Origin of the sequence: Lysinibacillus sp. CD3-6, assembly GCF_006351725.2 — a bacterium.
GTDB lineage: Bacteria > Bacillota > Bacilli > Bacillales_A > Planococcaceae > Lysinibacillus.
Genome location: NZ_CP085880.1, coordinates 2,401,421 through 2,425,820, shown reverse-complemented (window position 1 = coordinate 2,425,820; position 24,400 = coordinate 2,401,421). Strand labels below are relative to the sequence as shown.

General features: G+C 35.8%; 20 protein-coding genes and 2 pseudogenes. 16 read left to right on the top strand and 6 right to left on the bottom strand.

The genetic code is table 11. From position 1 onward, the window contains the following. Positions 1–56 precede the first annotated feature (56 nt). The 7 genes from FH508_RS11720 to FH508_RS11690 all read left to right on the top strand — a co-directional run bounded on the left by FH508_RS11720 (position 57) and on the right by FH508_RS11690 (position 7,411). Positions 57–473 carry a MaoC/PaaZ C-terminal domain-containing protein gene (locus FH508_RS11720; RefSeq protein WP_172771498.1) on the top strand — a complete coding sequence of 139 codons (417 nt, stop codon included), beginning with the start codon at positions 57–59 and terminating at the stop codon, positions 471–473. A 26-nt stretch (positions 474–499) separates the two neighbouring features. Then, positions 500–1,663, top strand: a complete 1,164-nt coding sequence (locus tag FH508_RS11715; protein ID WP_172771497.1) for a thiolase C-terminal domain-containing protein — start codon at positions 500–502, stop codon at positions 1,661–1,663. Between the two features lie 11 nt (positions 1,664–1,674). Further along, positions 1,675–2,091 carry a Zn-ribbon domain-containing OB-fold protein gene (locus tag FH508_RS11710; RefSeq protein WP_172771496.1) on the top strand — a complete coding sequence of 139 codons (417 nt, stop codon included), beginning with the start codon at positions 1,675–1,677 and terminating at the stop codon, positions 2,089–2,091. 36 nt (positions 2,092–2,127) lie between these two features. After that, on the top strand, positions 2,128–3,324 hold the full coding sequence (locus FH508_RS11705) for an acyl-CoA dehydrogenase family protein (RefSeq protein ID WP_172771495.1): 1,197 nt from the start codon (positions 2,128–2,130) through the stop codon (positions 3,322–3,324). Between the two features lie 18 nt (positions 3,325–3,342). Continuing rightward, complete coding sequence (locus FH508_RS11700) at positions 3,343–4,479, top strand: acyl-CoA dehydrogenase family protein (RefSeq protein WP_172771494.1); 1,137 nt, start codon at positions 3,343–3,345, stop codon at positions 4,477–4,479. Positions 4,480–4,581: 102 nt separating this feature from the next. Then, entirely contained in the window at positions 4,582–6,060 is a 1,479-nt protein-coding gene (locus tag FH508_RS11695; RefSeq protein ID WP_172771493.1) for an aldehyde dehydrogenase family protein, read from the top strand. A 70-nt stretch (positions 6,061–6,130) separates the two neighbouring features. Continuing rightward, positions 6,131–7,411, top strand: coding sequence for an MFS transporter (locus FH508_RS11690; RefSeq protein ID WP_172771492.1), 1,281 nt, complete (start codon positions 6,131–6,133; stop codon positions 7,409–7,411). Positions 7,412–7,474: 63 nt separating this feature from the next. On the opposite strand, the pseudogene FH508_RS11685 reads toward FH508_RS11690, so the two are convergent. Next, positions 7,475–7,792 (bottom strand): annotated as a pseudogene (locus FH508_RS11685) (LysR family transcriptional regulator); the annotation flags it as partial. 213 nt (positions 7,793–8,005) lie between these two features. Here FH508_RS11685 and FH508_RS11680 point away from each other — a divergent pair. The 3 genes from FH508_RS11680 to FH508_RS11670 are packed head-to-tail and all read left to right on the top strand — an operon-like array spanning position 8,006 to position 11,558. Then, entirely contained in the window at positions 8,006–9,361 is a 1,356-nt protein-coding gene (locus tag FH508_RS11680) for a spore germination protein (protein ID WP_228134512.1), read from the top strand. Continuing rightward, on the top strand, positions 9,358–10,452 hold the full coding sequence (locus tag FH508_RS11675; protein WP_172771490.1) for a GerAB/ArcD/ProY family transporter: 1,095 nt from the start codon (positions 9,358–9,360) through the stop codon (positions 10,450–10,452). The genes FH508_RS11680 and FH508_RS11675 overlap by 4 nt, the downstream gene beginning before the upstream one ends. Further along, positions 10,452–11,558: a Ger(x)C family spore germination protein gene (locus tag FH508_RS11670; RefSeq protein ID WP_172771489.1), complete on the top strand. Its 1,107-nt coding sequence runs from the start codon at positions 10,452–10,454 to the stop codon at positions 11,556–11,558. The genes FH508_RS11675 and FH508_RS11670 overlap by 1 nt, the downstream gene beginning before the upstream one ends. A gap of 96 nt (positions 11,559–11,654) precedes the next feature. Here FH508_RS11670 and FH508_RS11665 read toward each other — a convergent pair whose 3' ends face one another. From FH508_RS11665 to FH508_RS11650, 4 genes and pseudogenes are all read right to left on the bottom strand, one after another. After that, the gene (locus tag FH508_RS11665) at positions 11,655–12,035 is read right to left on the bottom strand and encodes a hypothetical protein (protein ID WP_172771488.1); all 381 of its coding nucleotides are present in this window, start codon (positions 12,033–12,035) and stop codon (positions 11,655–11,657) included. Between the two features lie 388 nt (positions 12,036–12,423). Next, a pseudogene (locus tag FH508_RS11660) lies at positions 12,424–13,173 on the bottom strand (glycosyltransferase). 331 nt (positions 13,174–13,504) lie between these two features. After that, positions 13,505–15,295: a DUF4127 family protein gene (locus FH508_RS11655; protein ID WP_172771487.1), complete on the bottom strand. Its 1,791-nt coding sequence runs from the start codon at positions 15,293–15,295 to the stop codon at positions 13,505–13,507. 79 nt (positions 15,296–15,374) lie between these two features. Beyond that, complete coding sequence (locus FH508_RS11650) at positions 15,375–16,640, bottom strand: stalk domain-containing protein (RefSeq protein ID WP_172771486.1); 1,266 nt, start codon at positions 16,638–16,640, stop codon at positions 15,375–15,377. Between the two features lie 588 nt (positions 16,641–17,228). Between FH508_RS11650 and FH508_RS11645 the strand changes: the two genes are divergently transcribed. The 6 genes from FH508_RS11645 (at position 17,229) to FH508_RS11620 (ending at position 23,807) form a co-directional block, all read left to right on the top strand. Next, the gene (locus FH508_RS11645) at positions 17,229–19,208 is read left to right on the top strand and encodes a cation:proton antiporter (protein WP_172771485.1); all 1,980 of its coding nucleotides are present in this window, start codon (positions 17,229–17,231) and stop codon (positions 19,206–19,208) included. Positions 19,209–19,428: 220 nt separating this feature from the next. Beyond that, a complete protein-coding gene (locus tag FH508_RS11640; protein ID WP_172771484.1) occupies positions 19,429–19,926 on the top strand; it encodes a DinB family protein in 498 nt (165 codons plus the stop codon). 237 nt (positions 19,927–20,163) lie between these two features. Continuing rightward, positions 20,164–20,703, top strand: a complete 540-nt coding sequence (locus FH508_RS11635) for a sigma-70 family RNA polymerase sigma factor (RefSeq protein WP_172771483.1) — start codon at positions 20,164–20,166, stop codon at positions 20,701–20,703. Beyond that, positions 20,700–21,689, top strand: coding sequence for a DUF4179 domain-containing protein (locus FH508_RS11630; protein ID WP_172771482.1), 990 nt, complete (start codon positions 20,700–20,702; stop codon positions 21,687–21,689). Before FH508_RS11635 ends, FH508_RS11630 begins: the two co-directional genes overlap by 4 nt. Before the next feature lie 376 nt (positions 21,690–22,065). Further along, positions 22,066–23,082: an alcohol dehydrogenase AdhP gene (gene adhP, locus FH508_RS11625; protein ID WP_172771481.1), complete on the top strand. Its 1,017-nt coding sequence runs from the start codon at positions 22,066–22,068 to the stop codon at positions 23,080–23,082. Between the two features lie 377 nt (positions 23,083–23,459). Then, positions 23,460–23,807, top strand: a complete 348-nt coding sequence (locus FH508_RS11620) for a hypothetical protein (RefSeq protein ID WP_172771480.1) — start codon at positions 23,460–23,462, stop codon at positions 23,805–23,807. Positions 23,808–24,071: 264 nt separating this feature from the next. Here the strand turns inward: FH508_RS11620 and FH508_RS11615 are convergent, their stop codons facing one another. Further along, positions 24,072–24,278 (bottom strand): hypothetical protein, encoded by a 207-nt coding sequence (locus FH508_RS11615; RefSeq protein ID WP_172771479.1) that lies wholly within the window; start codon positions 24,276–24,278, stop codon positions 24,072–24,074. Positions 24,279–24,400 lie beyond the last annotated feature (122 nt).

The window sequence follows — 24,400 nt, the reverse complement described above, 5'->3', positions numbered from 1 at the left end:
CGAAGATACTGATGTCTTCGTTCAATTTTAATCCATCATTAAAGGGGGAAAAAATTATGCTTGAATTTAAAAGTTTACAAGAAGGACAAAAGCTTGAACCACTTGTGAAGCCTGCTGTGACAAAGGTACAGCTTGTGAAATATGCTGGTGCATCAGGGGATTTCAATCCTTTACATACAGATGATGCATTTGCTCAAAGTATCGGAATGCCAGGGGTTATTGCACATGGCATGCTTGTTATGGGCTTTCTTGGTCAATATATGATGGACCTAGCAGGTACTTCTGCTGCACCGACTAATTTTAAAATGCGCTTTGGGGCGATGACAAAACCAGGTGATGAAATTACTTGTTCTGCTACCGTCAAAAAAGTATATAAAAACGAAGCTAAACAATTCGTTGATTTGGAGTTATATGCAGAAAAAGCGCCAGGAAAAGTTGTTGGATTTGGAGAAGCAACATTACAAATGATTTAACAAATGGAAACAAGGAGGTTGGCAATATGGCTACTATTAAAGATCGCTATGCCATAGTAGGCGTAGGAGAAAGTGAACGTTCGAAAAATTCAGGTACAACACCTTTACATTTAGCATTAGATGCTGCTCGTGCTGCATTACAAGATGCAGGTTTAGAAGCGAGAGAAATTGATGGCTTTATGAGCTACTCTGAAAATGACTCTTGTACATCTCATCAATTAGCAACCTATTTAGGTGCACGACCTAAATATGTAAAAGATATTATGGGAGGCGGAAGCAGTACTGAAATGTTAATTGCGGATGCCATCGGATTAATTGAAACAGGTCAAGTGAATACCGTGTTAATTTATCGTGCCATGAATGGTCGCTCTGGCGTTCGTATGGGCGGTGGTGGCTGGGATGTCAATATGCTTCAAGGGGCAATGGATGGCGGTAGTTTTTTCATTCCTTACGGGGCTGGTGGACCAGGTCAATGGTTCGGCTTATTCGCAACGCGTCATATGCAACAAACGGGTATTACACAAGAACATTTAGGGCACGTCTGTGTTAGCTTTTATGAGCATGCGCAACGGAATCCGAAAGCCTTCTTCTATGGTAAACCGTTATCGATGGAAGAGTATTTAAAAACACCACATTTAAGCTATCCATTCACAAAACATGATTTTTGTTTGGAGTCGGACGAGGCAAATGCCATTATCGTCACATCTGCTGAGAAAGCAAAAGATTGTAAGTCAAAACCTGTTTATATTATGGGCATAGAAGCGCGACGTACCGTTTCACATGCGCATTACTGGACGAATTTGGATGAAGTAGCATCGGACTTTGTTGCACCTTCTCTTTATAAAAAGGCAGGGGTTACACCACAAGATATTCAAGTAGCTTCGATATACGATTGCTTTAGTTGGGTAGTATTGCGCCAATTAGAGGCATATGGCTTTGCTGCACGTGGCGAAGTCGGTGATTTTGTTGCAAATGGCAATCTGAAAATGGGCGGTAAGCTTCCGACGAATACAGCAGGGGGCATGCTTTCTGAAGGTTATACACATGGCATGAACAATGTCCTTGAAATTGTGCGTCAAATTCGTCACGAATATAAAGGAACAGATCGTCAAGTTGAAAATTGCGAAATTGGCATTTGTACTGGCTGGTCAGGTCCAGATATTGCGGGTGCAATGATTTTAAGAAACTAGGAGGAAAAATCATGAGTTATCAAAAACCGATTCCACTTAAAACACAAGACAACCAACCATATTGGGATGCAGCTGATCGTCATGAGCTAGTCCTACAAAAATGTGAAACATGTAATTCTTATAATCACCCACCTGGTCCAGCTTGTTCAAAATGTGGAGCTACAGAACTTAGCTGGGAAAGTCAAGGTTCGGATATTACAGGAACTATCTATTCGTATGTTGTGTCATATCGCCCCTTCCTACCAGGCTTCCAAGATGATTTACCAACGATTATTGTTGTCGTGCAACTAGACAAATTGAACGAAGTAAAAATCATTGGCAATGTGCTTGCATGTCCACCAGAGGAAATTAAAATTGGCATGCCTGTAAAAATGACTTGGCAGGATATTACGGAAGATCGAGCTCTTCCACAATGGATACAAGCTTAACAGACCTATTTCGGTTTAATAGAAAGGAATGATTAGATGGATTTTTCATTTACGAAAAAGGAAGAGCAATTTCGTCAAGAGTTAAGAACTTGGCTAGAAGCGAACTTACCCGATGGATGGTTACAAGGCGAAGTGCAATTAGATAAGGAATCGAAGGAATATGAGTTATTTTTACGAGACTGGCAAAAGAAACTATATGAAGGTGGCTGGGCAGCGATTGCGTGGCCGAAACAATACGGTGGACGCAATGCAACGCTTATGGAGGAGATTGTCTATCAACAAGAAATGGTACGTGTGAAAGCACCACCGTTAATTAATTATGTAGGTCTTCATATGGTTGCACCGACATTAATGCAAATCGGTACAGAAGAACAAAAGGAAAAATATATCGAAAAAATCATAACAGGTGAAGAAGTTTGGTGCCAAGGCTATTCAGAGCCGAATGCAGGTTCAGATGTAGCGGCTATCCAAACGACTGCTGTAAAAGATGGGGACCGTTGGATTATTAATGGGCAAAAGGTTTGGACGAGTTTCGGCCATGTAGCGGATCGTTGCTTTTTAATTACTAGAACGAATCGTTTAGAGAAAAAACATAAAGGCATTACGGTATTCCTTCTCGATATGCATCAGCCAGGGGTTGAAACTCGACCAATTGTCTCAATGGATGGCCAAAAAGATTTTAACGAAGTGTACTTAAATGATGCCATTGCGTATGATGCAGAAATTATTGGTCAAGTAGATGAAGGCTGGAAGGTGATTATTGCCCTTCTAATGCATGAACGAACTGGCATTGGTGGTCAAGTATTTACGTTAGAGCAACAATTCAATGATTTAGTTGCGCTAGCTAAAGAGTTAAATGATGACGATGAACCACTTATTAAAAATCCATTTATTCGTAAAACAATGGTGGATCTATATACGCGTTCACGTGGCTCACTATTAAACTATTATCGAAATTTAACAAAGCAATTGAAAAATGGCCATCCTGGTGCAGAAAGCTCGATGGATAAGCTACTCGTTAGTGAATTAACAAAAGAACTGTTTGCTCAAGCAATTTCGATGCAAGGTCATCATGGCGTACTATGGAAAGAAAACGCATTGATGGATCGGTCCTATTGGCAGGACAATTATTTGTACTCTTTTGGTCAGACAATTGGCGGAGGAACAAGCGAAATACAAAAGAATACCATTGCTGAAAGAATTTTAGGTTTACCAAAAGATATGGGTCGATAAAAAGCGGGGGTGTCATATATGGATTTTTCTTTAAATCAAGAACAAGAAATGTTTAGAAACTATGTACGCAAATATTTAGATGATGTCGGACAAACGAAAGTAGCCCGCGAGTTTACAGAAGGAAATACAAGCTCTTTCCAAGCGCTGTATGCTGGTTTAGCTGAACTTGGCTGTGCAAGTGTGAATGTGTCAGAGGAAAATGGTGGGATGGGACTAGGTCAGTTAGATTTAGTACCGATTTTAGAAGAGACTGGTCGTGCATTGCTACCAGGCTTATATTTAGAAACAAATGCATTAGCAGTACCGCTTCTTGAGAAATTTGGTACGGAAGAACAAAAAGCAAAATATTTATCTGCTATCGCTAGTGGTGACCATACGTTTACTGTTGCGTGGTTGGAGCCTAACGGAAACTACAAGCCTTCAAATGTAAAACTACATGGTACATTGCAAGATGACGTTCTGACGTTGAATGGTGTGAAATCATTAGTACCAGACGTAGAGCTTGCTAGTAGCCTACTCGTACTAGTGCGTACTTCTGAAGGGCAAGGTGCGGAAGGAATATCATTAGTCATCGTGGATTGTGATGATGTATCACTACATGTGGAGCCTCAAAAAAATATGGATGAAACACGCTTGCTTGCCGAAGTGACTTTTAACGATGTTCAAGTTTCCAGTCAGCAAATTCTTGGCACTATTGATCATGGGTGGGATGTTTTACAAGAGGGTTTATTATCATTTAATGCAGCCCTTTGCTCATCGATTGTTGGAAGTATGGAAAAAATCGTTGAAACTGCCGTCGAATATGCAAATATTCGTGAACAGTTTAATCAACCAATTGGAAGATTCCAAGCGATTAAACATCGATTAGTCGATATGAAAATGGATTTAGAAACAGCTCGTTCATTAGCTTATTATGCCAACTGGGCGATTGAAAGTAATGCAGATGATAAAGTAGAAGCGGTTTCAAGCGCTCGATTATTTGCTACCGAGGCATTTATTAAAGTGGCATCGCAAAGTATTCAAATTCATGGTGGTATTGGGTTTACAGAAGAACTTGATTGCCATTTATACGTGAAACGCGCTCGTTTCTATGAGAATTACTTAGGAAGTACACAGCAATATTATGAACAGGCAGCAGTTGCATTAGGTTGGTAATATCAGCAAGTTGATTATCTTGCTTCTTACATATTGTAAACGCAGCATTCTCAATGTGTAAGACTGTTAGAAATCTTATATTTGAAAGGGTGGGGAAAGACATTGAAAACATTGAATAATTTGAAAGACTATCAAAATGTCATTAACGGTAAGGCTATTCCATCATCTTCAGGTAATAAAATTGATAGCTATGATCCCGCAACTGGTAAGGTGTGGGCAACTATTCCTTGTAGTACTATTGAAGATGTTGAAGCAACCGTGACGGCAGCGCGTACTGCCCTTCCAGATTGGTCAGCGCTTCCTGCTAGTGAAAGAGCAAACTATTTAAGACGTATTGGCGATATGATTTCACAATATGGCGATGAATTGGCTGAACTCGAAACAAAAGACAATGGTTGGGTTATTCGTGAAACGAAGTTTGGACTTATTCCTATCCTCTCAAGTATGTGGTATGATGCCGCTGCCGCTGCTATAAATGTTGGAAGCAAAGGCGAAACAGTACAGCTTGGGCCAAACACAGTAGGATTTACAATGCGTGAACCTTTCGGGGTTGTCGTTGGCATTATTCCTTGGAATTCCGCATTGTGGACATTTACGGTAAAAGCAGCTGCAGCACTTGCAGGTGGGAACACAGTTATTATTAAACCTTCTGAGCTCGCAGCAGCAGCACCGCTCCGTTATGGTGAAATTATTCAGAGTATCTTACCACCTGGTGTATTAAATGTAATTTCTGGAACAGGTGCTGAAGTGGGCGATGCCCTCGTTCGTCATCCGAAGGTTAATAAAGTAAGCTTAACGGGTTCAGGAAAAACTGCGCAGGCAATTGTCCAATCTACAGCGCAACAACCTAAGTCAATGGTATTCGAACTTGGTGGGAAATCACCAAATATCGTTTTTGAAGATGCCGATTTAGCTAAAGCAGCAAGCGGTGTCACAGTAAATGGAATTTTTACTGGTAATGCAGGACAACTTTGTGTCGGAGGCTCTCGTATCTTAATTCAGCGCTCTGTCTTAGATAAAATGATTGCTCTTATGAAAGAAGAAATGGCAACACATATTCAATTAGGTAACACATTAGATATGCAAACGCCAATGGGACCAGTTGCCAATGAATTGCAATACAAAAAAGTTTGCTCGTATATTGAGTTAGGGCAACAAGAGGGTGGAGAAATCATCGTGGGTGGTCGCTATGGTGGTGCCAACTTGTTACCAGGTCAAGAGGAGCTAAAGGATGGCTATTGGATCGAACCAACCTTATTAAAAGTAGAAAGTAATAACTTGCAAGTTTGCCAGGAAGAAATCTTTGGACCAGTTGCCGTCGTAATTCCGTTTGATACAGAAGAAGAGGCACTTGCGATTGCCAATGATACAGAATTCGGACTAGGTGCGGGCGTTTGGACTTCTGATTTAAATCGTGCACATCGAATGATTCGTTTGATCGAATCTGGTAATGTTTGGGTGAATACGTATCGCATCGTTGGAACTGAACTGCCATTCGGTGGCCAAAAAGCGAGTGGTTTTGGTACAGACTCTGTACTGGAATTTACGCGTGAAAAAACATGCTATATTCAAATTGGCTAATAGGCAACGACCAATATAGAGGTATGGAAAATATAGTCGTAGGACAAGTAAAAATGAAACGGGGAATAGTATGCCACAAGCAAAAAATGGGCTATTTTATGGATGGTATATTGTTTTAACAAGCTTCTTAATTATGTTTTCGGCATTTTCCATTGTAAATTCTCTTCACAGTTTATTTCTTGTGCCGGTAACAAGCGAATTGGGCATGACAAGAACGACTTTTTCTATTGTTCTTTCTGTAGGGGGGCTAGGTGTCGCCATCGCATCACCTTTTATGGGCAAGCTACTTACTAAAGGCAACATGAAGTTAATTATGTCTGTATGCGTTATTTTTGCAGGCTGTGGCTTTATGTTATATTCCTTTGCACAATCGGCAATTTATTTTGCCATCATTGCTTTTATTATAGGGGTATGTGTTGCTGGATTTTCCAATATTCCGATATCCATTATGCTGACGAATTGGTTTTATGAAAAAAAGGGGCTAGCTATGGGATTAGCATTTGCTGGTTCAGGCGTTGGAACGGCTGCTCTTAGCCCTATATTAACAACGTTGATTTCTAATTATGGTTGGCGAACAACATATGTGATAGCAGGTGTACTAATTATCGTCATATCGCTACCATTAATTTTATTTTTCACAAAGAAAAACCCTGCAGAGAAAGGGACAACAGCTCTTGGGGCAGAACATATCGAAGAGGAGCAAGCAAATACTACCCAATCAGGTTTAACGTTGGCGGAGGCAAAGAAATCAGGCATGTTTTGGCTATTTATTTTCGGTGTCGTATGCTTTGCCCTTGTTGCAGGCGGAGTTCAAATGCATATACCAGCTTATTTAATAGATATTGGCCATCCTGCGCTATTCGCTGGAACAATTTTCGGTCTATTATCTTTATCTAACACGGTCGGTAAACTGATTCTCGGAGCCATTTTCGATAAATTTAGAACAACGGGTGGAATACTATTCGTAGGTGTTTGTATGACAATAGCGATGGTGTCATTGCTATTGTCAGGAGCTAAGAGCTTTGCGTTCGTATTCGCTATCGCATACGGATTTAGTATAGTTATCGCATCGATCGGCCCTCCATTTATGACAGATGATTTGTTTGGTAAAAAAGATTTTGGTGCCATCTTTGGCTTTGTACAAATATTCTTCGTTGCAACGAGTTCACTTGGCGTAATTGTATCTGGTCTTATCTACGATCTTACGCAAAGCTATAAAGTAGCATGGATTATTTTTTTAGGATTATTTATACTTAGTGTGCTATGTATTTTACTCGCAACTAGTATGACAAAGAAAAAGCGCTTAAATGTTGAAGCGATTGTCATGGAAGAAAGTGTTGAAGGTATTTAATATTGTTCAACATGATAGAAAGAGAGTTTCCTCTAAAAGGAAACTCTCTTTTTGTTATAGCTAAATAAAACTCATTAATTCACCAGGTAACGTTCCAATAATTAATTTACCCGCTTTTAAATGTTTCAAGGCAATGATTTGATTGCTTGTATTATCAATTGCTCGAAATATATGTATATATTGCTCAAGTAATATTTTTCCAGCATCTGTAATCGCAATTTTTTTCCCTATACGATCAAAAAGTGGAATGCCGAGCTCCATTTCTAATACTTTAATTTGATGGCTTAGCGTTGGTTGAGAAATATTTAATTTTTCAGCTGCCTTTGTAAAACAAAGTTCATCGCATAGTACTTTAAAGTATTCAAGCTGGCGTATTTCCATAGACGTACATTCTTTTTTTTATTTCTTATTTATACCATGAATATTATGTAGATTCTTAAAATCTAGTGGATTATGGCACCTCTACAGCCATTCACCTTTAACCTATAATTCCGAAAGAAACGAGCGATTAGAACGTTTAGTATAAAGTGCATACGGTTAACCTATTCATACTAAATCAAATATTTACATGGAGGTGTATATTGCTTGGATAATATGGCTAATTCGAAATTTCCTCCGTTAATGATTGAGCTATCTGAAAAGTTTTCTCCTTCTGATGATATAAGCTTAAAAACTTTACAAATAGAAGACAATACGGTATTTATCTTTTACTTAAAATCAGCAATAGATGGTGCTAAATTGCATGATATGCTGATAAAACCTTTTTTCGATATGAAATCAAATCAAAGTTTTACATTCTATATTGAATCGTTACCAAACTTAACAAATATGCAATTTGGGGAAGAGCTTCTAATCGAAATAACGAAGGGATATCTCCTATTAGCAATCAATGATGCGTTTTATTTAATTGATATTAAATTAGTAAATACAATGGCTTTACAGCAAACAATCATTGAGCCAACTGTATATGGTCCCCAAACCGCTTTAAGCGAGGATATTGAGACGAATTTAAACATCATTCGCCAACGCTATCATGAACCAACATTAAAGTATGACACGCATGCTTTAAAAGGAAAAAGTCATAAGACTTTAATCATTATGTATGATGAAAAAACAGTAAAGCAATCGGTTCTTCAAAACATTCAAGAACAAATAGAAAATCTCGATATCCCACTTATTCAATCGACGGGAGAATTACAGCTACACTTAAATGGCTCTAAATTTTCCCTTTTTCCTATTACTATTCTAACGGAGCGACCTGACCGTATTTCTTATAATCTTGCGGCAGGAAAAGTGGTAATTATGTTAAACGGGAGTCCTCAAGCTTTAATTGCTCCCGTTGTATTTTTTGACTTTATGACATCGATGGAGGATAACTATCATACTTATTGGATCACTTCATTTACATTGATTCTCCGATATATCGGTTTATTTGTCTGTTTTGTATTACCAGCTATGTATGTTGCGATAACCTCTTATACGCCTGATATTCCAAGAACGGAATTGGCCCTTACTGTTGCTGGTAGTCGAGTTGGCGTTCCATATCCGTCCTTTATCGAAGTAATATTTATGCTTATTTTTATGGAGTTTCTTACAGAGGCAAGTATACGATTACCAAAGGCTATTAGTGCAACGGCTACGACAGTTGGTGGCCTAATTTTAGGAACTGCGGTTACTGAAGCTACATTAGCATCCAATATTATGATTATTATTGTGTCAGCTGTTGCGATTACGAGCTTTGTCATCCCAATTAGTGAGATGAGTTTTTCTATTCGCATTTGTAGATATTTATTAGTGATCTATACGACACTGTTCGGTATGATGGGGTTAATTTTAGGTTCTTTATGGCTGTTAATGTTCTTAGTCAATAAACGGAGTTTTGGTGAGCCCTATTTAAAAGTCTATTGGCGGTCAGATAGGAAGGAATTAGAGGTGCGATCAAAAGGATGAGCAGGTACCTATATTACTTTATACTTGTCACAATGGTTACAAATCTTATAGCATCTGTGCCAAGAATATTAATGAGAGAAAGTACAAATGGTGTTATATTATCCATGATAATTGCAGTCATTTTTGGCGTTATTCTGACGATCATTGTCATTAATTTGTTTAGTTACTTCCCAAATATGACCTTACCAGAAATAATGAAAAAGAGTATGCCTAAATGGTTTTATTATCCTGTCTTATTATACTTTGGCTGTTCATGGTTTGTAGCGGGGCTCATTACGCTTACAACGTATGTTTTTATGTTTAATACATTTTTGTCCTATGAAACATCTATTACTATTACAACGCTGGCATTTTTATTAGTTATTTCTTTTGGATTGTTTATAAAAGAAAAAAGTGTACTTTATATGACAGAGCTAATACTGATTATTTTTTTACCTGTCATTATCTTTTTAATTATAAAAATATATACTGAGCCAAAATTAGAATGGGACTTTGTCAAAATTGCATTTACGTACATCAATGATTATCCTAGCTATAATTCCTTTTCAGCATCTATGTATATTTTTATTGGCGCAGTGAACATCATTATTTTTAATAAATACATTCAAATAAAGAAAAAAGCAGGCATAAAGCAATTTGCCACATTAGCTATTGTAGGTGCCTTTACTTTATTTACAACCTATTTCATACCGATTGGATTTAATGGCTTTGAGCAAATTGAAAATCTTACGTTTCCATGGATTACTACAAGTGATTCAGTACGTATGAAATACTCACTTATTGAACGCGTCACATTTCTTTTTGTCATCGTATTTATTGCGGTTGCCTTTATTAGCTTACTGATACATTGGTATGTGTCGTTAAAATTATTTGAAAGTATTTTTCATTTTAAAAAATTCAAATGGAAAGAGACAAATCTGACACCATTTTTAGTTGTTCTTCTATTTGGGATTATTGCAATCGCTACGACACGCGTAATTAATGAATTTGAGTTAGTGAAATTATCAGTGCTTTTTTATGACTTATTACCGTTATTTTACGGTGTTTTAATCGTCAGTTTACTAACTGCTAAACGGAGGCTCAAATTATAATGGCACATATAAAATATTTTGCTATGATGATTGTCGTTATAAGCTTCCTTTCAGGCTGTGGCTTTAAAGATATTGATAACCGAGTATTTGTTACAGGGATTGGAATTGACCCTGCCGAAAATGATGAAGGGGAATATAGAGTTACGCTGAAATTAGCGATACCTGTATCCATTAAATCAAAGAGTAATACTAGTTCAAGTTATCAATTTTTAGTGCATGAGGGAGATAATATCGGAGAGATTATCCAAATATTAGAGACTCATACAGATAAGGTTTTAGAGTTTGGACATGCAAAGGTTATTTTAATTAACGAAATCCTGTTAGAAGAAAACTTGAAAAATTTTATGGATTATTTATTTAGAAGAGGGGATATCCAATCTATTGCCTATATAGGGGCTGCTAGAGAGTCAGCTGAAGAGGTTTTAAGAACCTTACCAAAAGGGGAATCAGTAGTAGCGTCTCCGTTAACTAAGTTTTTTGGTGAAACGGGCAATGATAGTCCATATGTCGTTTCTGTCTATTTATATGAGATACGAAGGGATTTTCACAGTAAAGGGATAGATCCAATACTACCTATCGTTGAAATGAATAAACCTGGTACACAATTAATTGTAAATAAATTATTAGTTGTCGGGGATAGTGGAAAACCACTTGAACTTTCATCTAAATATACGCAAGCTTTTAATGCTCTTAAAAACAGCATTCCTGGATATAGTTTTAGACTCGACAGCGACGGTTTTAAATTATTAATAAATATGATGACTACTAAAATGACATACGATATTATTCAAGAAAATGGGCAACCGCAATCTATAAAAGTTAATGTCGAGATGTCTGGAACAATAAGCCAGTCAAACAAGACATTACTAATGGATAAATTGGAAGACTATAATAAATTAGCTGCGAGAGAAATAAAACAGGAATTAGAAAAATTTTTCATTACCCTTCAAGAGGAAGAACTTGATCCTTTTGGATTTGGATTGAGATACCGAACTATGCAATTACATCAAAAGGGCACCATTAATAAGTGGAAAAATGCTTATCCTACATTACCATTTGATGTCACAGTTGACGTCAATTTAAAAACTACAGGAACAATTGATTAAATTCTTGATACAAAGTATTTTAAGGCAGGAACGATAAACTATACGCAATGTAAAGAGCCTTTCTAATTTTTACTATAGAAAGGCTCTTTTTAAAAATTATTTGTCATTCGGGTAATGTATCGCTTCTTTAAATTCATCGGTAGCTAGTATATTGTAAAACATATTTCGTTCGTTTACGTTTGCTATTGTACCTGTAACTGTTTGGTCTATCCATAAGTAGTATTCGTCATCGTTAATTTTTATCTTATATTGCGGAACGATTTCATTGTCTACTTCTCCAAATTCTCTCGCTTTTTTTATTGTTTTCTCTATTATTTTAATATCTTTCGTATCGGATATTGTTTGGAATGTATCAGGTTTTACATCCTCGAAATTAATTAGCTCTTGAATTTCAATAGTGGTTGTTTCCTTCGTATCGTTACATGCAACTAGCCATAAAGAACAAATCATTAATATAATACCTTTTTTTATGTTCACCTTACTTCACCTCTTTTTTTGTTGCGTTAAACTATATATACCCATTTTTATATTTTTTTCACACTTTTGTCAAATACGCATTGTTCATGTATATTTGATAATCAGCAAAGAAGGGCATAATCTTTTGCAATATCGTATAATTGATGATTTAAACAAACGATTTAAAGAAAAAAAACGAATTATTATAATTCAAAAACTGTTTAATGTTCGTATAAAATAACCGAAAATGCCCTTTGCTCACAAGCTGGAGACATTGTCTGTTGAGCAAAACACGAATATTACATGGAAGCACAAAATGTAGAGTTGTTGGAGCGGATTGGTAGACGCTTGTAATTTAGAAGATTTACCATAGCCTAACGCGATTATTAGTTTAAGCAATCGTATTTTGTTATCTATCATGATTTTCATAATAGGCTTCATCCGCATATTTATAGTCTGTTCCTTTTAGATAAGCTAAAATGATTTTCGGCCGTTTTAGTAAAATCCAGTCGCCATGTTTATCAAACTTTCTACTTGAAGTTATCATCCCATTTTGAATCGTCCCGTATTTTTTCCCATTCTTTTTTCACCATACTTTTAATCGTTTTGCAAAATCTGCATCTTCCGCCATAAGCATATTTTCATTAAATCCACTAATGGATTCATAATCTTTTTTATAACACCAAAAGATACCGACTGAAATTGCTCCATATTTAAAGAGTAGTGGGCCAATTAATAACAAAGTTGAAACAAAAATTCCTAAAGACATTCTTTCAAATTTCCCTGTAACACCACCACCAATGTACTTTCCAGTCATTAAGTTGTCCACGGCTTTAGACAATACATGTGCATTCATTTGCGTATCCGCATCAATTGTAACGATAATTTCACCTCTAGCGATTTTAATTCCAGCGTTTCTAATTTTCGAAAGGTTCTTATCATTATTTTTTAATGTTATACAGTGATATGTTTTAGCAATTTCTTCTGTTCGGTCTGTACATCGATTTAACACAACAATGATTTCAACCTGATCTTTTAATAATTTGGAAGCTTCTATTACAGATTCTAAGCATTTTCCAATGTACTTTTCTTCATTATGAGCGGGTATAACAACTGAAATCCTTATATCTTCTAAAAAATTAGCCTTTTCACTGTTCACAACATCGCTCCTTTAATAAAGCAATTTGTACATCCTTATCAATAAATCTTTTCTTAATGAATTGTATGAACCAATGGAATTGAATATTTTCTTAGACATATTCATGTTTAATAGCTTATTAAGCATTTTCCTATTGGAAGCGGGGAACTTGCTACGAGTTAATCCTGCACGAGTGATTCTATCAAAGGGGAGTAATCGCTTTTCATAACTTTTTCATAACTACTAAATAAGGGGCTACGGATGGAGAAGCGGAGACATGTTGCCTTTGTAATAGGTGACGCATCTAAAAAAGCCTTACTACACTTAAATGTAATAAGGCTCTTCATTTTATTTAATCGTATAAATTAGATGCTCCAGTGTCTATTTGGGCTTCAAAGTAACGATTCCAAGGAAGACTAACATCTGAATCAGTTAATGTAGGCGCAGAACTAAAGAACACTAAACCTAAGCTTCGAGGTCCATTAATTTTTTCAATAACACGTCGGCCAGAAAAAGATTTGACAACCTCATTTTGGGCTGCTTGCATTTGAGTAAGCATGAAATTATCTATAGCTTTTATTTGAGAAGTAGACATCGTACTAGACTTACCAGGCACACCACTTTTCATATTCCATTCGTTACCTTTATACGTATTTATAATTTCATTTTTAACATTTTCTTGTCGATTCGATTTGTAACTATAATCTTCTATTATACGGTCAATTGACAAAGAAGCAAACGCTTTTGAAGCATCTCTTAGTTTAGTTGGATTAGTTTCATACTTCATAAAATTCATTCTTGAACCTGCTGTTCCTAAAGCAATGCCCATACGATTTCCTAATGTATTCCAAGCAGAATATGCAAGCATACGAGAAGCATTAGTTCCTGCTAATATGTTGCTCATAATATAACTATCAGCATGAGCGCTATAAAAATCCAACACAACTGTAGGTATACTGTTTACCATATTGCTTTCATAAGCCGAAACTAAGGCACCGCGATAAATTGAAGCAGGACTTAGAACTAGAATACTTACATCTGCTGAGTTTTTATCAGTTACATACGTACCACCGTTAATTTCAATTTGTTTCTTTAAAGTAGCGTGTACATTCTCATAAGCGTATTCATCTTTAATGACTGTTGTTTTTCCGTCAGTTCCAAAATATTCAACATAGTATTTTAAAGAAAGCTGGTTGTAAAGTTCTTTCGTCATACGAGCTAATAAGTTTAATGAAATACCGTCAATATCAGATACAATTCTTGATTTAGCAACCCCTAAGACGTTATTTTGTTGCCATGTTAGCCAATTAATCTCATTTGTTTGTACTGTGTTTTCTAATGTATTTGAATCATCTACACCGAAAACGGCATAATCAATTTTACCAGCAGCTGTTTTGTCAACAACTACCTTATTTAAATCAAACTTTCTCGCTCTCGCTGCATAATATTTGGATTTGGTTGCTTCAGAAATATTCGCAAATTGAATTTTTCCGCCTCCAGCTGGGTTATCTTTAGCATAAGCAACATCATAGTTAGCTTTAACATTCGCATGGCTTGAAGAATTAAGGTTGCGAGGTATTTTTCCAAATGTACGGAAGTTTTCATAATCTTTCTCTGTTAAACCTTCATACTCAAGGGTAGAAGCAAAACGCATTACTGAATCAAAAACATAAATCGGTTTGTTAGGGAAAGCTTTATCAATTTCATCAATAATATTTAGATTAGAAGTCCCTTGGGAAGTAGAGTACGCTGGTGATAAGCTTCTTGATTCCACTAAACCACCAGAGTGAATCATATCAGCAGAAAAGATAAATCCGTCTGCTAAATGGTCATTATCTTTAATCCATTGAATAACTGCAGAGGCATCACCGCCATGTGACCCAGTCCCTGTATAATCTTCTTGTAAGCTAGTAGCTATAATACTTTTAGGTGGCATGATTAATTTAAGACCAGCCGCTGCTGCTGCCTTTTTAACCGTATCCGTGTTCATAGGTCTGTCATCCAATGGCACTAGCATAACGGTTTTATTTGGATTAGCTACTTCAGGAATAGCTGCTTCCGCTTTTGAGAAAGGGAGACTAGATAAGATGAGTCCAGCTGCTAGAACGGAAGCCAAAACCTTTTTCATTTTGTTATTTTTCAAAATAAACGCTCCTTAGTTGTTTTTTATTCTAAAAATTAAGGGCTGTGAAAAATCAGCCTTCGTTTTATAAACAAGTAGTTTAATATGAATATTGATCAATTTCAGCTAATAAAGATGAGCCTGATTGGCCTTCATTAGCTGTAATACGGTCTAGTTGGTGTCTAGGAGAATCCTTAAAGGCAACACCAAATTTAACTGTAGGAGCTAAATCAAATCCTACTTCTAATGCTACTTTTTCAACAGTTGCATTCGTTTGGCCATATGGGTAAGCAAGGGTTTGTGTATTGCCGATTCCTATGTTGTTCTTAATAGCATTATAGGAAGCCTGTAAATCGGCTTTAATACGAGCTTCATATTGTGATTGAGTTTCATTGTAGTATGGTGCTGAAAGTAAGCTTTGACTGGCAGGGCCAGTTACTCCATCATGCTTTTTGTGAAGATCATGTGTGTGGCTTTGAATATCGATTAAACCTGAATTTTTCATTATTTGAGCTTGGTTCCAATCAAAATGCTTTAAAGAACCAGGAGTTTGTCCCATTTGACTTGTAACGACAAACATTGTTGCTTTCATACCATACTGTTGTAGTATTGGGAACGCTTCTGTGTAGTTATTTTCATAGCCATCATCAAATGTAATAATAATCGGCTTATCAACGCCTGAAGGTAAGTTGCCAGTCGTTTTATATGTTAGGTACTCGTCAAATGAGATCCCATCAAATCCAGCATTTTTAAGTGCAGCAATTTGCTCTGCAAATTGAGAAGTCGGCATTTCTGCTCCTGACCCAGTCCCAGTTGGTGCAGTTGAACTTATGCTGTGATACATAATAATCGGAAATTTAAACGTATCATGCACAATACCTACAACAAAGTTAGGCGACCCATCCCAATTCACTTCTGTATTATTAAAGCCTTGAGAGAATGTTCTAGTTGGAACCATTGTTCTGCCACCTTTTATATAAGGAGCTTGAGGCAGTGTAAATGGCACCCCATTTTTATAAGCTGTTTTACTTCCTACAGTTACCTTAATTACCGTACCATCATTATCTGTAATTGTGCTTTCCTTAGTTGCCCCATTATAAACAACTGTAGCACCCATCGAAGGGATAATTTGTGAAATCGGTACCATTGTTGTGCCGTTCAAAAGTTCTGGAGCAGAATCGGATGTAAACGTAATTTGTTTACCATTTACATAAACATCTGGGGAAGAAGCAGTTCCTGCATAAACATTCTCTGCAGAACCTAAAAGACCAAACCCAATTGCTAGAGCAAGAGAAGAGGATATAAATTTTTTACCCATTCCTTTAATACCAGATTGGGGATTAGTTTTAGAAAGATTTTTCGGCATTATTTGTAGCACACTCCTTTTTTTCCATAATTAACTATCTCGCTGGCATTTACCCGTAACAGGATAAATATAAACCAACATCCTTTTTCATTCATTCCTAATACACCCAATAAAGGGGGTGATTAGTACTATTGTTAATTACAACAATATTAATTTTATTATATTAGTATTTATTTTTCACTATTTTTTCGTCACTTTTAAAAATTACCTCATTTTAAATTATCTACCATTTATTCACTCCGCATCGACATTTGTGTTGTATTCAGCCATTTCACAAGCCTTCATCAAATAAAAAAATCTATCGAACAGGGTATACTGCATAATAATTTACTTATCAAAATCATACGAAGGCTCAGTTTTTATAAAGAAAAGCCGCTTCCCCTCAAGGAAACGGCTATAAACACATTGTAATGGGGAAAAATAAGTGTAAACACTGTCATTTTTCAAAAGCTAACAATAGATATACACATTTATGCAGTAGAGAAGAACAATTTTGGGTAGTTTATAAGTCTAGACGAATTTAATTCATTCTAATTAAGTTGGTTTTGTAAAAAATTTAGAATGCTTTACAAAAAAAGGGGTCTGTACATGGAAATTCTCATATCAATATTATTTCTCCTCGTATTATTATTAGTTACAAATGTGCTAGCACATTATGTTCCATTCATTCCAATTGCGCTTATTCAAATAGCAGTTGGTATTGTCGTTGCTATACTAGCAAAAGATTTCTCCATCGAGATTGAATCAGAATGGTTTTTATTATTGTTTATTGCGCCGTTACTTTATTATGATGGAGCGCATTTTCCACGAGAACAATTATGGAAGATGCGGTTACCTATTTTAGGTAATGCGATTGTTTTAGTATTGTTAACAACGATTGTTGGCGGTATATTTGTACATTGGATGATTCCTTCAATTCCATTGGCAGCTGCCTTTGCATTAATGGCTATTTTATCGCCAACTGACCCAGTCGCAGTAAACGGCATCGCCAAACGCGTTCATATTCCAGAACATATCATGAATTTAGTTCGAGGCGAATCATTAATCAATGATGCATCTGGATTGATTGCGTTTAAATATGCTGTTGCAGCGATTGTAACAGGTTATTTTTCAATAAAATCAGCAACGATTGACTTTATGTACATGTTCTTTTTAGGCGCACTTATAGGGATAATCGGTGCATTATTTCTGTTTTGGCTTCGCCTTCAATTACGCCGCATAGGAATTATAGATGTAACATTTTACGTATTGCTACAAGTACTAGCACCTTTTATTTTATTTTTCCTATCAGAAGAAGTTTTTCACGCATCTGGTGTAATATCTGTCGTAGCAGGAGGCATTATTGCAACCATTATTAAAGAAAAAGCTGAAAGTGTTATTGCACAAGAACATGTAGTAACACAACATGTATGGTCTATCCTAACATTCTCATTAAATGGCATTATATTTATTTTACTTGGATTAATGCTACCTACTGCAACAAAATTTATTCTCGTAAGTGAAGAAATAAACAATAGTGTTCTTATTTTTTATGTAGTGGTTATTGGTGTGATGGTATTAGGTATCCGCTTTATTTGGACGATGTTTTTCGACCTTTTGGATAAAAAGCTATTTAAGAGTGAAGATACTTTAACATTTAAAGATCATATTGTAACAACACTTGTAGGAGTTCGTGGAACGATTACGATGGTAGGGATTATATCGTTACCGTTCCTAACCGAAAAAGGAGAAAATTTTCCTGAGCGGCAATTACTCCTCTTTTTAGCAGCTGGGGTAATATTATTCACTCTAATCATTGCAACGATCTTTTTACCTTTATTAAACAAACAGGAAGCAATACAACAGTCTAATTTGATGAAGGAAAAACGAAAAATGATTGAACATGCTATTCAAAGTATTCAACTTGAAACGGATGAAGAAAACGCTCCTGTAGCACTAAGTTTAATAAATCAATATAACGCAATGTTATTAAATATAGAACTAGAACAGTCAGAGACAATACTTCAAACTTACAAGCAAAAAATACTGGAAGCTAGGCAAGTTGGGATGGAATTAGAAATTTTTTATACCCGTCAATATATGAATGAGCACGGATTTAATCAAACAATCCAACAGGAAATTAACTATATTCTGAAAGAAAGAAAAGATATGTTAAATAACCGCTCATTTACTTTATTAAAACGTCGTCTACGTAATTTTATACATGAACGAAAATTAAGCAAACTTCCTATCGATATTGTAGAGCAAATAAATAAGGTTAAGAAAGATTTAACAGACTATGTATCCTCTTCCATCGTGAGCCACGTGCAAGAAACGAACGAACATTCCATAGATATTGCGCAAAAAGTAGCGATGTACTATCGTCACATGCAATATGCTACTTATAAAATGGATGCCTCAAAAAAAGAAGAAACAAAAGAATATTTAGCTTTAATAGCAATTGAAGCGCAAAGAAGCCTTATAAACGAATGGTATCAAGCAGGGAATATAAACAATGAAGTCGCAAAAGAACTAAGAAGATTTGTCATTAATTTAGAAAGTGTGATTTTGCTCGAAGAAGAAGAGTGATTATTAACTAGAAAACATATCAACGTCTTGCAATTCACCTATGTTAAGGTACGGTCGATATAGTTTATAAACAAGCAATCCATTCATTATGATTGCTTGTTTTTCTTTATTTTTTAAGTCAAATGCGCAGTATTCAAAAGTGAAAAAACATAATTTAGGGTCATTTACAGTTAAATGGAATTTATAGTATGCTGATAATAAAAAAGGAGGAGAGGCATTTATGAGTATACAATTAATTGTCGGCGACGTTACACAAGAACTGGCTAATACGCGCCGTATTCTAGAACGCTTGCCAGATGAACATATGACATGGAAGCCGCATGACAAATCTATGACGCTTGGCGGGCTTTCTACGCACCTGATCAACTTACTGAACTGGCAAATCGCCATTATTCAGTACCCAGAGCTAGATCTTTCTAAAGTGCCACTCCAGCGGGAAGCTCTCGAAAAACGATCTGATTTTCTAGATGAGTTCGATGCGAATGTCGGCAAGTTAGAAAAGTTACTTGCAGCATGTGACGAGCAAACCCTTAGTGAACAATGGACGCTACGCCAAGGTGATTATATCATTCACCGTGATTCACGAGCAATTGCATTACGTACGTTTGGTATAAGTCACATGGTACATCACCGTGCGCAACTCGGGGTATACTTGCGCCTTCTTGATATACCGATACCAGGCAGCTATGGCCCTTCGGCTGACGACAAAGCTCAATGAGCTATACAAGGGCATATTCCTAAACTTTTCGTTTTTAGTAGTCTCCCTGAAGCGATAGCGATGCTTAATGATTAGAGTTGCATATGCAACTCTTTTTCCTTTATCAGGAGCTTTTTTTACATAACATACGTATTCAAGCTTTTTATCCATCTCAATTTGAACGGGAAACAATAGATGAGAGTATTCTATCTTTTGCTCGTTATTACTTGTAGAAAAGAAAGGAGGAAGCATCACTTTATGTTTGCATTAATTGAACGGCTACACAAAAAGGATGAATTTGCTTTAAGGGAAGTAATTCACGTATATGGAGGATATGTTAAAGCGATTGTCTTAAAAGTATTACAATCTAATCAAACGGCGATTGAAGAATGTATAAATGATGTCTTTCATATCATTTGGCAAAAAAGCTATCAATTTACTGGTAATGAGGATGATTTTAAAAAATGGATAGGTGTTATTGCAAAATATAAAGCGATTGATACATATCGTGCGCTTCAAAATAAGCCGAAAACAACAGAATTATTCCCATCAATATCAAGTGTAAATGCTTTACCAGAAAGTATCGTAGAAGAAAAACTTCAAAAAGAGCAACTGTTTATCAAAATTTTAGGCTTAAATAAAACGGATCAGGAAATTTTTTTGCTGAAATATTACTTGGGCTATTCCAATGGAGAAATAGCCGAGATATTTGATATTTCTAAAGCAGCCGTCGAAAATCGTTTATATCGTGGCAAGCTTAAGTTAAAAGAAGAGATGAGCTGGGGGGTATCTAGATGAGTGAAAAAGACTTTATTCGAATCGATATTGATAAAATAGAACCTGTTGAAATCTCAGATTGGGAAATGAAAAACATAGAGAAACGTATTTTACGTGTATCAAAGAAACGCGCTAAAAATAAAATCAAATGGTTAAGTGCTATCGCAATGACAGCCATAATAGTTACGAGCAGTACAATTTGGCTACCTGCAGTGGCTGACCGTCTACCAATTATTCAGCAATTAATACAAGTAAATAACAGTCCACAATTACAAGTATTTAGTGACTACGGTACAATTATTAAACAACTAGATGAAAGTAATGGTTCTACAATCGAATTAGCCGAAGCTTTTTTTGATGGTAGCATCGTATCGATAAGTTATGAAATGAAACTTGATAAACCGATCAATGGAAACCCCTTATTTTGGCTAGAACAGTTAGAAGTGAATGGGAATACTGTAACCGTACAAAGTCAGCAGATTATTAAAAAAGATGATTATACGTTGATTGGTATGTTTACGGCAAGAGTTTCAGATGAAGTGATCGATAAAACAATTAGTGTACAATGGAGCCCTGAAGTACTTAAAGGCATGGACTATACAACCCTTATTGAAGGGGACTGGGCTTACCAATTAGAGCTTTCACCAACTAAAGCTCATTCAAAAAAGCTAAACATTCCATTTGGTAATGAACAATACCAGTTAGTGTTTAACCAATTAACAAAGGGAAAATATGCAACGGCGCTGTATTTTGAGGGTAACTTAGAGTGGAATACTGAGTTTTTAATGTTTGAGATTAAAGATAATGTAGGAAATGTCTATGAGGATATAGGAACATCAAGCTTTAAAAGTGATTCAGGACGTGTAAATGGATACATAGAATTATTCGTTCCCGATACCGCTATTCAAACATTAATTCTTACACCGTCGATACGAATTGTTGATGAAAAAACATTAACAAAGAAGGAAGATATTCAATTACCAATTATTAAAATTCCACTTGAATAACTTTATATTTCATTTTGCTAGAACAAAGTTAATGAAGATAGGGAAGATAATTTAGACTGTGACGGTTTACTTAAGCTAACGAGGTATGATGATGTAAGTACGATAAACGTCCTTTTCTGTTGAACTTTTTGCATTCCAATGTAGATATAGCAATGTAAAATAAAATCACAACCAACCTTTTGTTCAATTAATAAAATATTCAAATTATTTTAAAATATAGCATTTTTCTAAGAAGCTAGACTCATTTTTTACGAATTTATGTAAACATATTGTATTCAAATAAAATCCTTAATAAAATGAAAATGGATCTACATTTAAGTGCATGCACGTTTGTTAATTAACATGAATTTCTTATTTTTAAGGAGGCATTTTAATTATGAAAGCAGCAGTCGTAACGAAAGACAAAACAGTAAGTGTAGAAGAGAAACAACTTAGACCATTACAGCCTGGTGAAGCATTAGTGCAAACAGAATATTGTGGTGTATGTCATACAGACCTACACGTTAAAAATGCCGATTTTGGTGATGTCACGGGGATTGTTCTAGGACACGAAGGTATTGGTAAAGTTATTGAAATTGCTGAAGATGTTACTTCATTAAAAGTTGGTGACCGTGTATCGATCGCATGGATGTATGAGAGCTGTGGTCACTGTGAATATTGTACGACAGGTCGTGAAACATTATGTCGTGACGTTAAAAATGCAGGGTACACAGTTGATGGTGCGATGGCAGAACAAGTTATCGTATCAGCTGATTATGCTGTAAAAGTTCCTGATAACTTAGATCCAGCAGCTGCTTCTTCTGTAACGTGTGCAGGTGTAACAACTTATAAAGCTGTGAAAGTGTCTAATATCCGTCCTGGACAATGGATAGGGATTTTTGGTATTGGTGGTCTAGGAAACTTAGCTGTACAATACGCGAAACATGTTTATGGTGCAAAAGTAATTGCATTTGATATAAATGATGATAAACTGGCGTTTGCTAAAGAAGTAGGGGCAGACGTAGTTGTTAATTTATTAAATGAAGACCCCGTTACAAAAGCGAAAGAACTGACAGATGGAAAAGGTTTAGATGCAACAGTGATTACAGCTGTAGCTAAAACGCCGTTCAACCAAGCTATTGATGTTGTAAAAGCTGGCGCACGCGTAGTTGCAGTTGGTTTACCTGTAGATAAAATGGATTTAGATATCCCACGTTTAGTACTAGACGGTATTCAAGTAATTGGCACATTGGTAGGAACTCGTCAAGACTTACAAGAAGCATTCCAATTTGCTGCAGAAGGTAAAGTAGTTCCAAAAGTAACATTACGTAAAATCGAAGAAATTAATGAAATCATGGAAGAAATGGAACAAGGTAAAATTACAGGCCGTATGGTTATTGATTTTACAAAATAATTGAGTTGTTTAACTTAGCTCTTAAATATATTTAATCAACGAGGCACTTCCAATTCGATTCAGCAATCGAGGGAGGTGCTTTTATAGCTTTTTTTCAATTTTTATCAATAGGAACATTCAAAGATAGTAGATCGTTAAATAAGTTTTTTTCATTTTAAGCAGCAAAATAAAAAATACCTGAAATAGTAACAAAAGCGAAGTATATTACTGTAAGGGAAGCTATTGAATTAGAATTAAAGTCATAAGAGTTGTACCTTGGGAAAAAGATGGACTCTAGTAAACCAATAAGAATGAGCAGCTGGATAAGAACAATCTCGGTTGGATAAAATATATATGAACTTCAGTAGTTCAAATTTAAAGGTTTGGGAGGACTAAATATGTCATCTGAAATGGGAGAAACACCTCGTACTGGTCGAGACATTAACGATGGAATTGTCTATTTTGGTGGGCAAGCTGAGAGTGTTTTTAGCTCATTGGCTGAACCAGCTCGAGTTTCAATACAAAAGAAAGCAGACGACCTAGCTGCAAAGTATCTTAGTAGTAATCCTAATCCAGACTATTACGAGTGTATTGAAATTGTAGCAGAGGGAGTTTTGACAGCTGGGAACGAAATAAAGGCTAGCAGTGGTTCTTGGGGAGATTCAGTAGATGCAGCCCTAGAGGCTGGCGTTGGAACTCCAGCAGCAAAAATAGCTTGTAAAAGAATAACGATGACTGAACATTAATTTTGAAAAGCGAAAAGCGTAGGCATAACAAGCTTATGCTTTTTGCTATTTATTGAATTCTTTTATCCTCTCGGCAATAGTAGTCCAATGTGTTGGCAGTTCTTAACCGTATACAACAAATCCAGTGGAACAACTTTATATTACTTAATGAGTTATGAGCTATTTTTTATTTTGTGTAAGTATTTTACTTATACGGTTGAGTAGCAATAAATTTACATAAAAAACGCAGCTACTAGATAGCCACGCTTGAAAGTGTAATAAACGTTAATTATTCAAATTATGAACGTAAGCTTCAATGGATTTAAGTTGATCTTTGTTAATTTTACTATGAGGTTGTGGGTGGAACCATTGAACTTCATTATCATGATAGATTCCTCGATAATCAATCCCCTCAATGTTTATTTTAAATTGAAAACGTTCGTGGATGTTTCCTTCAAACAACGGTGTAATTACCTCGAAATTTTGTAGCATAATGACAATCTCCTTTCTTCTTTTTTGTTGAATATTAGTATTCCCTTAACTAATTCGCTTATAACCTAACATTAACAATATAAAATGAAAGAAGATTAGAATTTCATAATAATAAAACAACA

What these genes read in the sequence shown, in the direction of transcription:
- FH508_RS11650 (WP_172771486.1), bottom strand. Translation starts at nt 16,640, where the DNA reads ATGCCGAAAAATCTTTCTAAAACTAATCCCCAATCTGGTATTAAAGGA.
- FH508_RS11710 (WP_172771496.1), top strand. Translation starts at nt 1,675, where the DNA reads ATGAGTTATCAAAAACCGATTCCACTTAAAACACAAGACAACCAACCA.
- FH508_RS11645 (WP_172771485.1), top strand. Translation starts at nt 17,229, where the DNA reads ATGGAAATTCTCATATCAATATTATTTCTCCTCGTATTATTATTAGTT.
- FH508_RS11720 (WP_172771498.1), top strand. Translation starts at nt 57, where the DNA reads ATGCTTGAATTTAAAAGTTTACAAGAAGGACAAAAGCTTGAACCACTT.
- FH508_RS11670 (WP_172771489.1), top strand. Translation starts at nt 10,452, where the DNA reads ATGGCACATATAAAATATTTTGCTATGATGATTGTCGTTATAAGCTTC.
- FH508_RS11635 (WP_172771483.1), top strand. Translation starts at nt 20,164, where the DNA reads ATGTTTGCATTAATTGAACGGCTACACAAAAAGGATGAATTTGCTTTA.
- FH508_RS11705 (WP_172771495.1), top strand. Translation starts at nt 2,128, where the DNA reads ATGGATTTTTCATTTACGAAAAAGGAAGAGCAATTTCGTCAAGAGTTA.
- FH508_RS11680 (WP_228134512.1), top strand. Translation starts at nt 8,006, where the DNA reads ATGGCTAATTCGAAATTTCCTCCGTTAATGATTGAGCTATCTGAAAAG.
- FH508_RS11620 (WP_172771480.1), top strand. Translation starts at nt 23,460, where the DNA reads ATGTCATCTGAAATGGGAGAAACACCTCGTACTGGTCGAGACATTAAC.
- adhP (WP_172771481.1), top strand. Translation starts at nt 22,066, where the DNA reads ATGAAAGCAGCAGTCGTAACGAAAGACAAAACAGTAAGTGTAGAAGAG.
- FH508_RS11715 (WP_172771497.1), top strand. Translation starts at nt 500, where the DNA reads ATGGCTACTATTAAAGATCGCTATGCCATAGTAGGCGTAGGAGAAAGT.
- FH508_RS11700 (WP_172771494.1), top strand. Translation starts at nt 3,343, where the DNA reads ATGGATTTTTCTTTAAATCAAGAACAAGAAATGTTTAGAAACTATGTA.
- FH508_RS11630 (WP_172771482.1), top strand. Translation starts at nt 20,700, where the DNA reads ATGAGTGAAAAAGACTTTATTCGAATCGATATTGATAAAATAGAACCT.
- FH508_RS11675 (WP_172771490.1), top strand. Translation starts at nt 9,358, where the DNA reads ATGAGCAGGTACCTATATTACTTTATACTTGTCACAATGGTTACAAAT.
- FH508_RS11690 (WP_172771492.1), top strand. Translation starts at nt 6,131, where the DNA reads ATGCCACAAGCAAAAAATGGGCTATTTTATGGATGGTATATTGTTTTA.
- FH508_RS11615 (WP_172771479.1), bottom strand. Translation starts at nt 24,278, where the DNA reads ATGCTACAAAATTTCGAGGTAATTACACCGTTGTTTGAAGGAAACATC.
- FH508_RS11640 (WP_172771484.1), top strand. Translation starts at nt 19,429, where the DNA reads ATGAGTATACAATTAATTGTCGGCGACGTTACACAAGAACTGGCTAAT.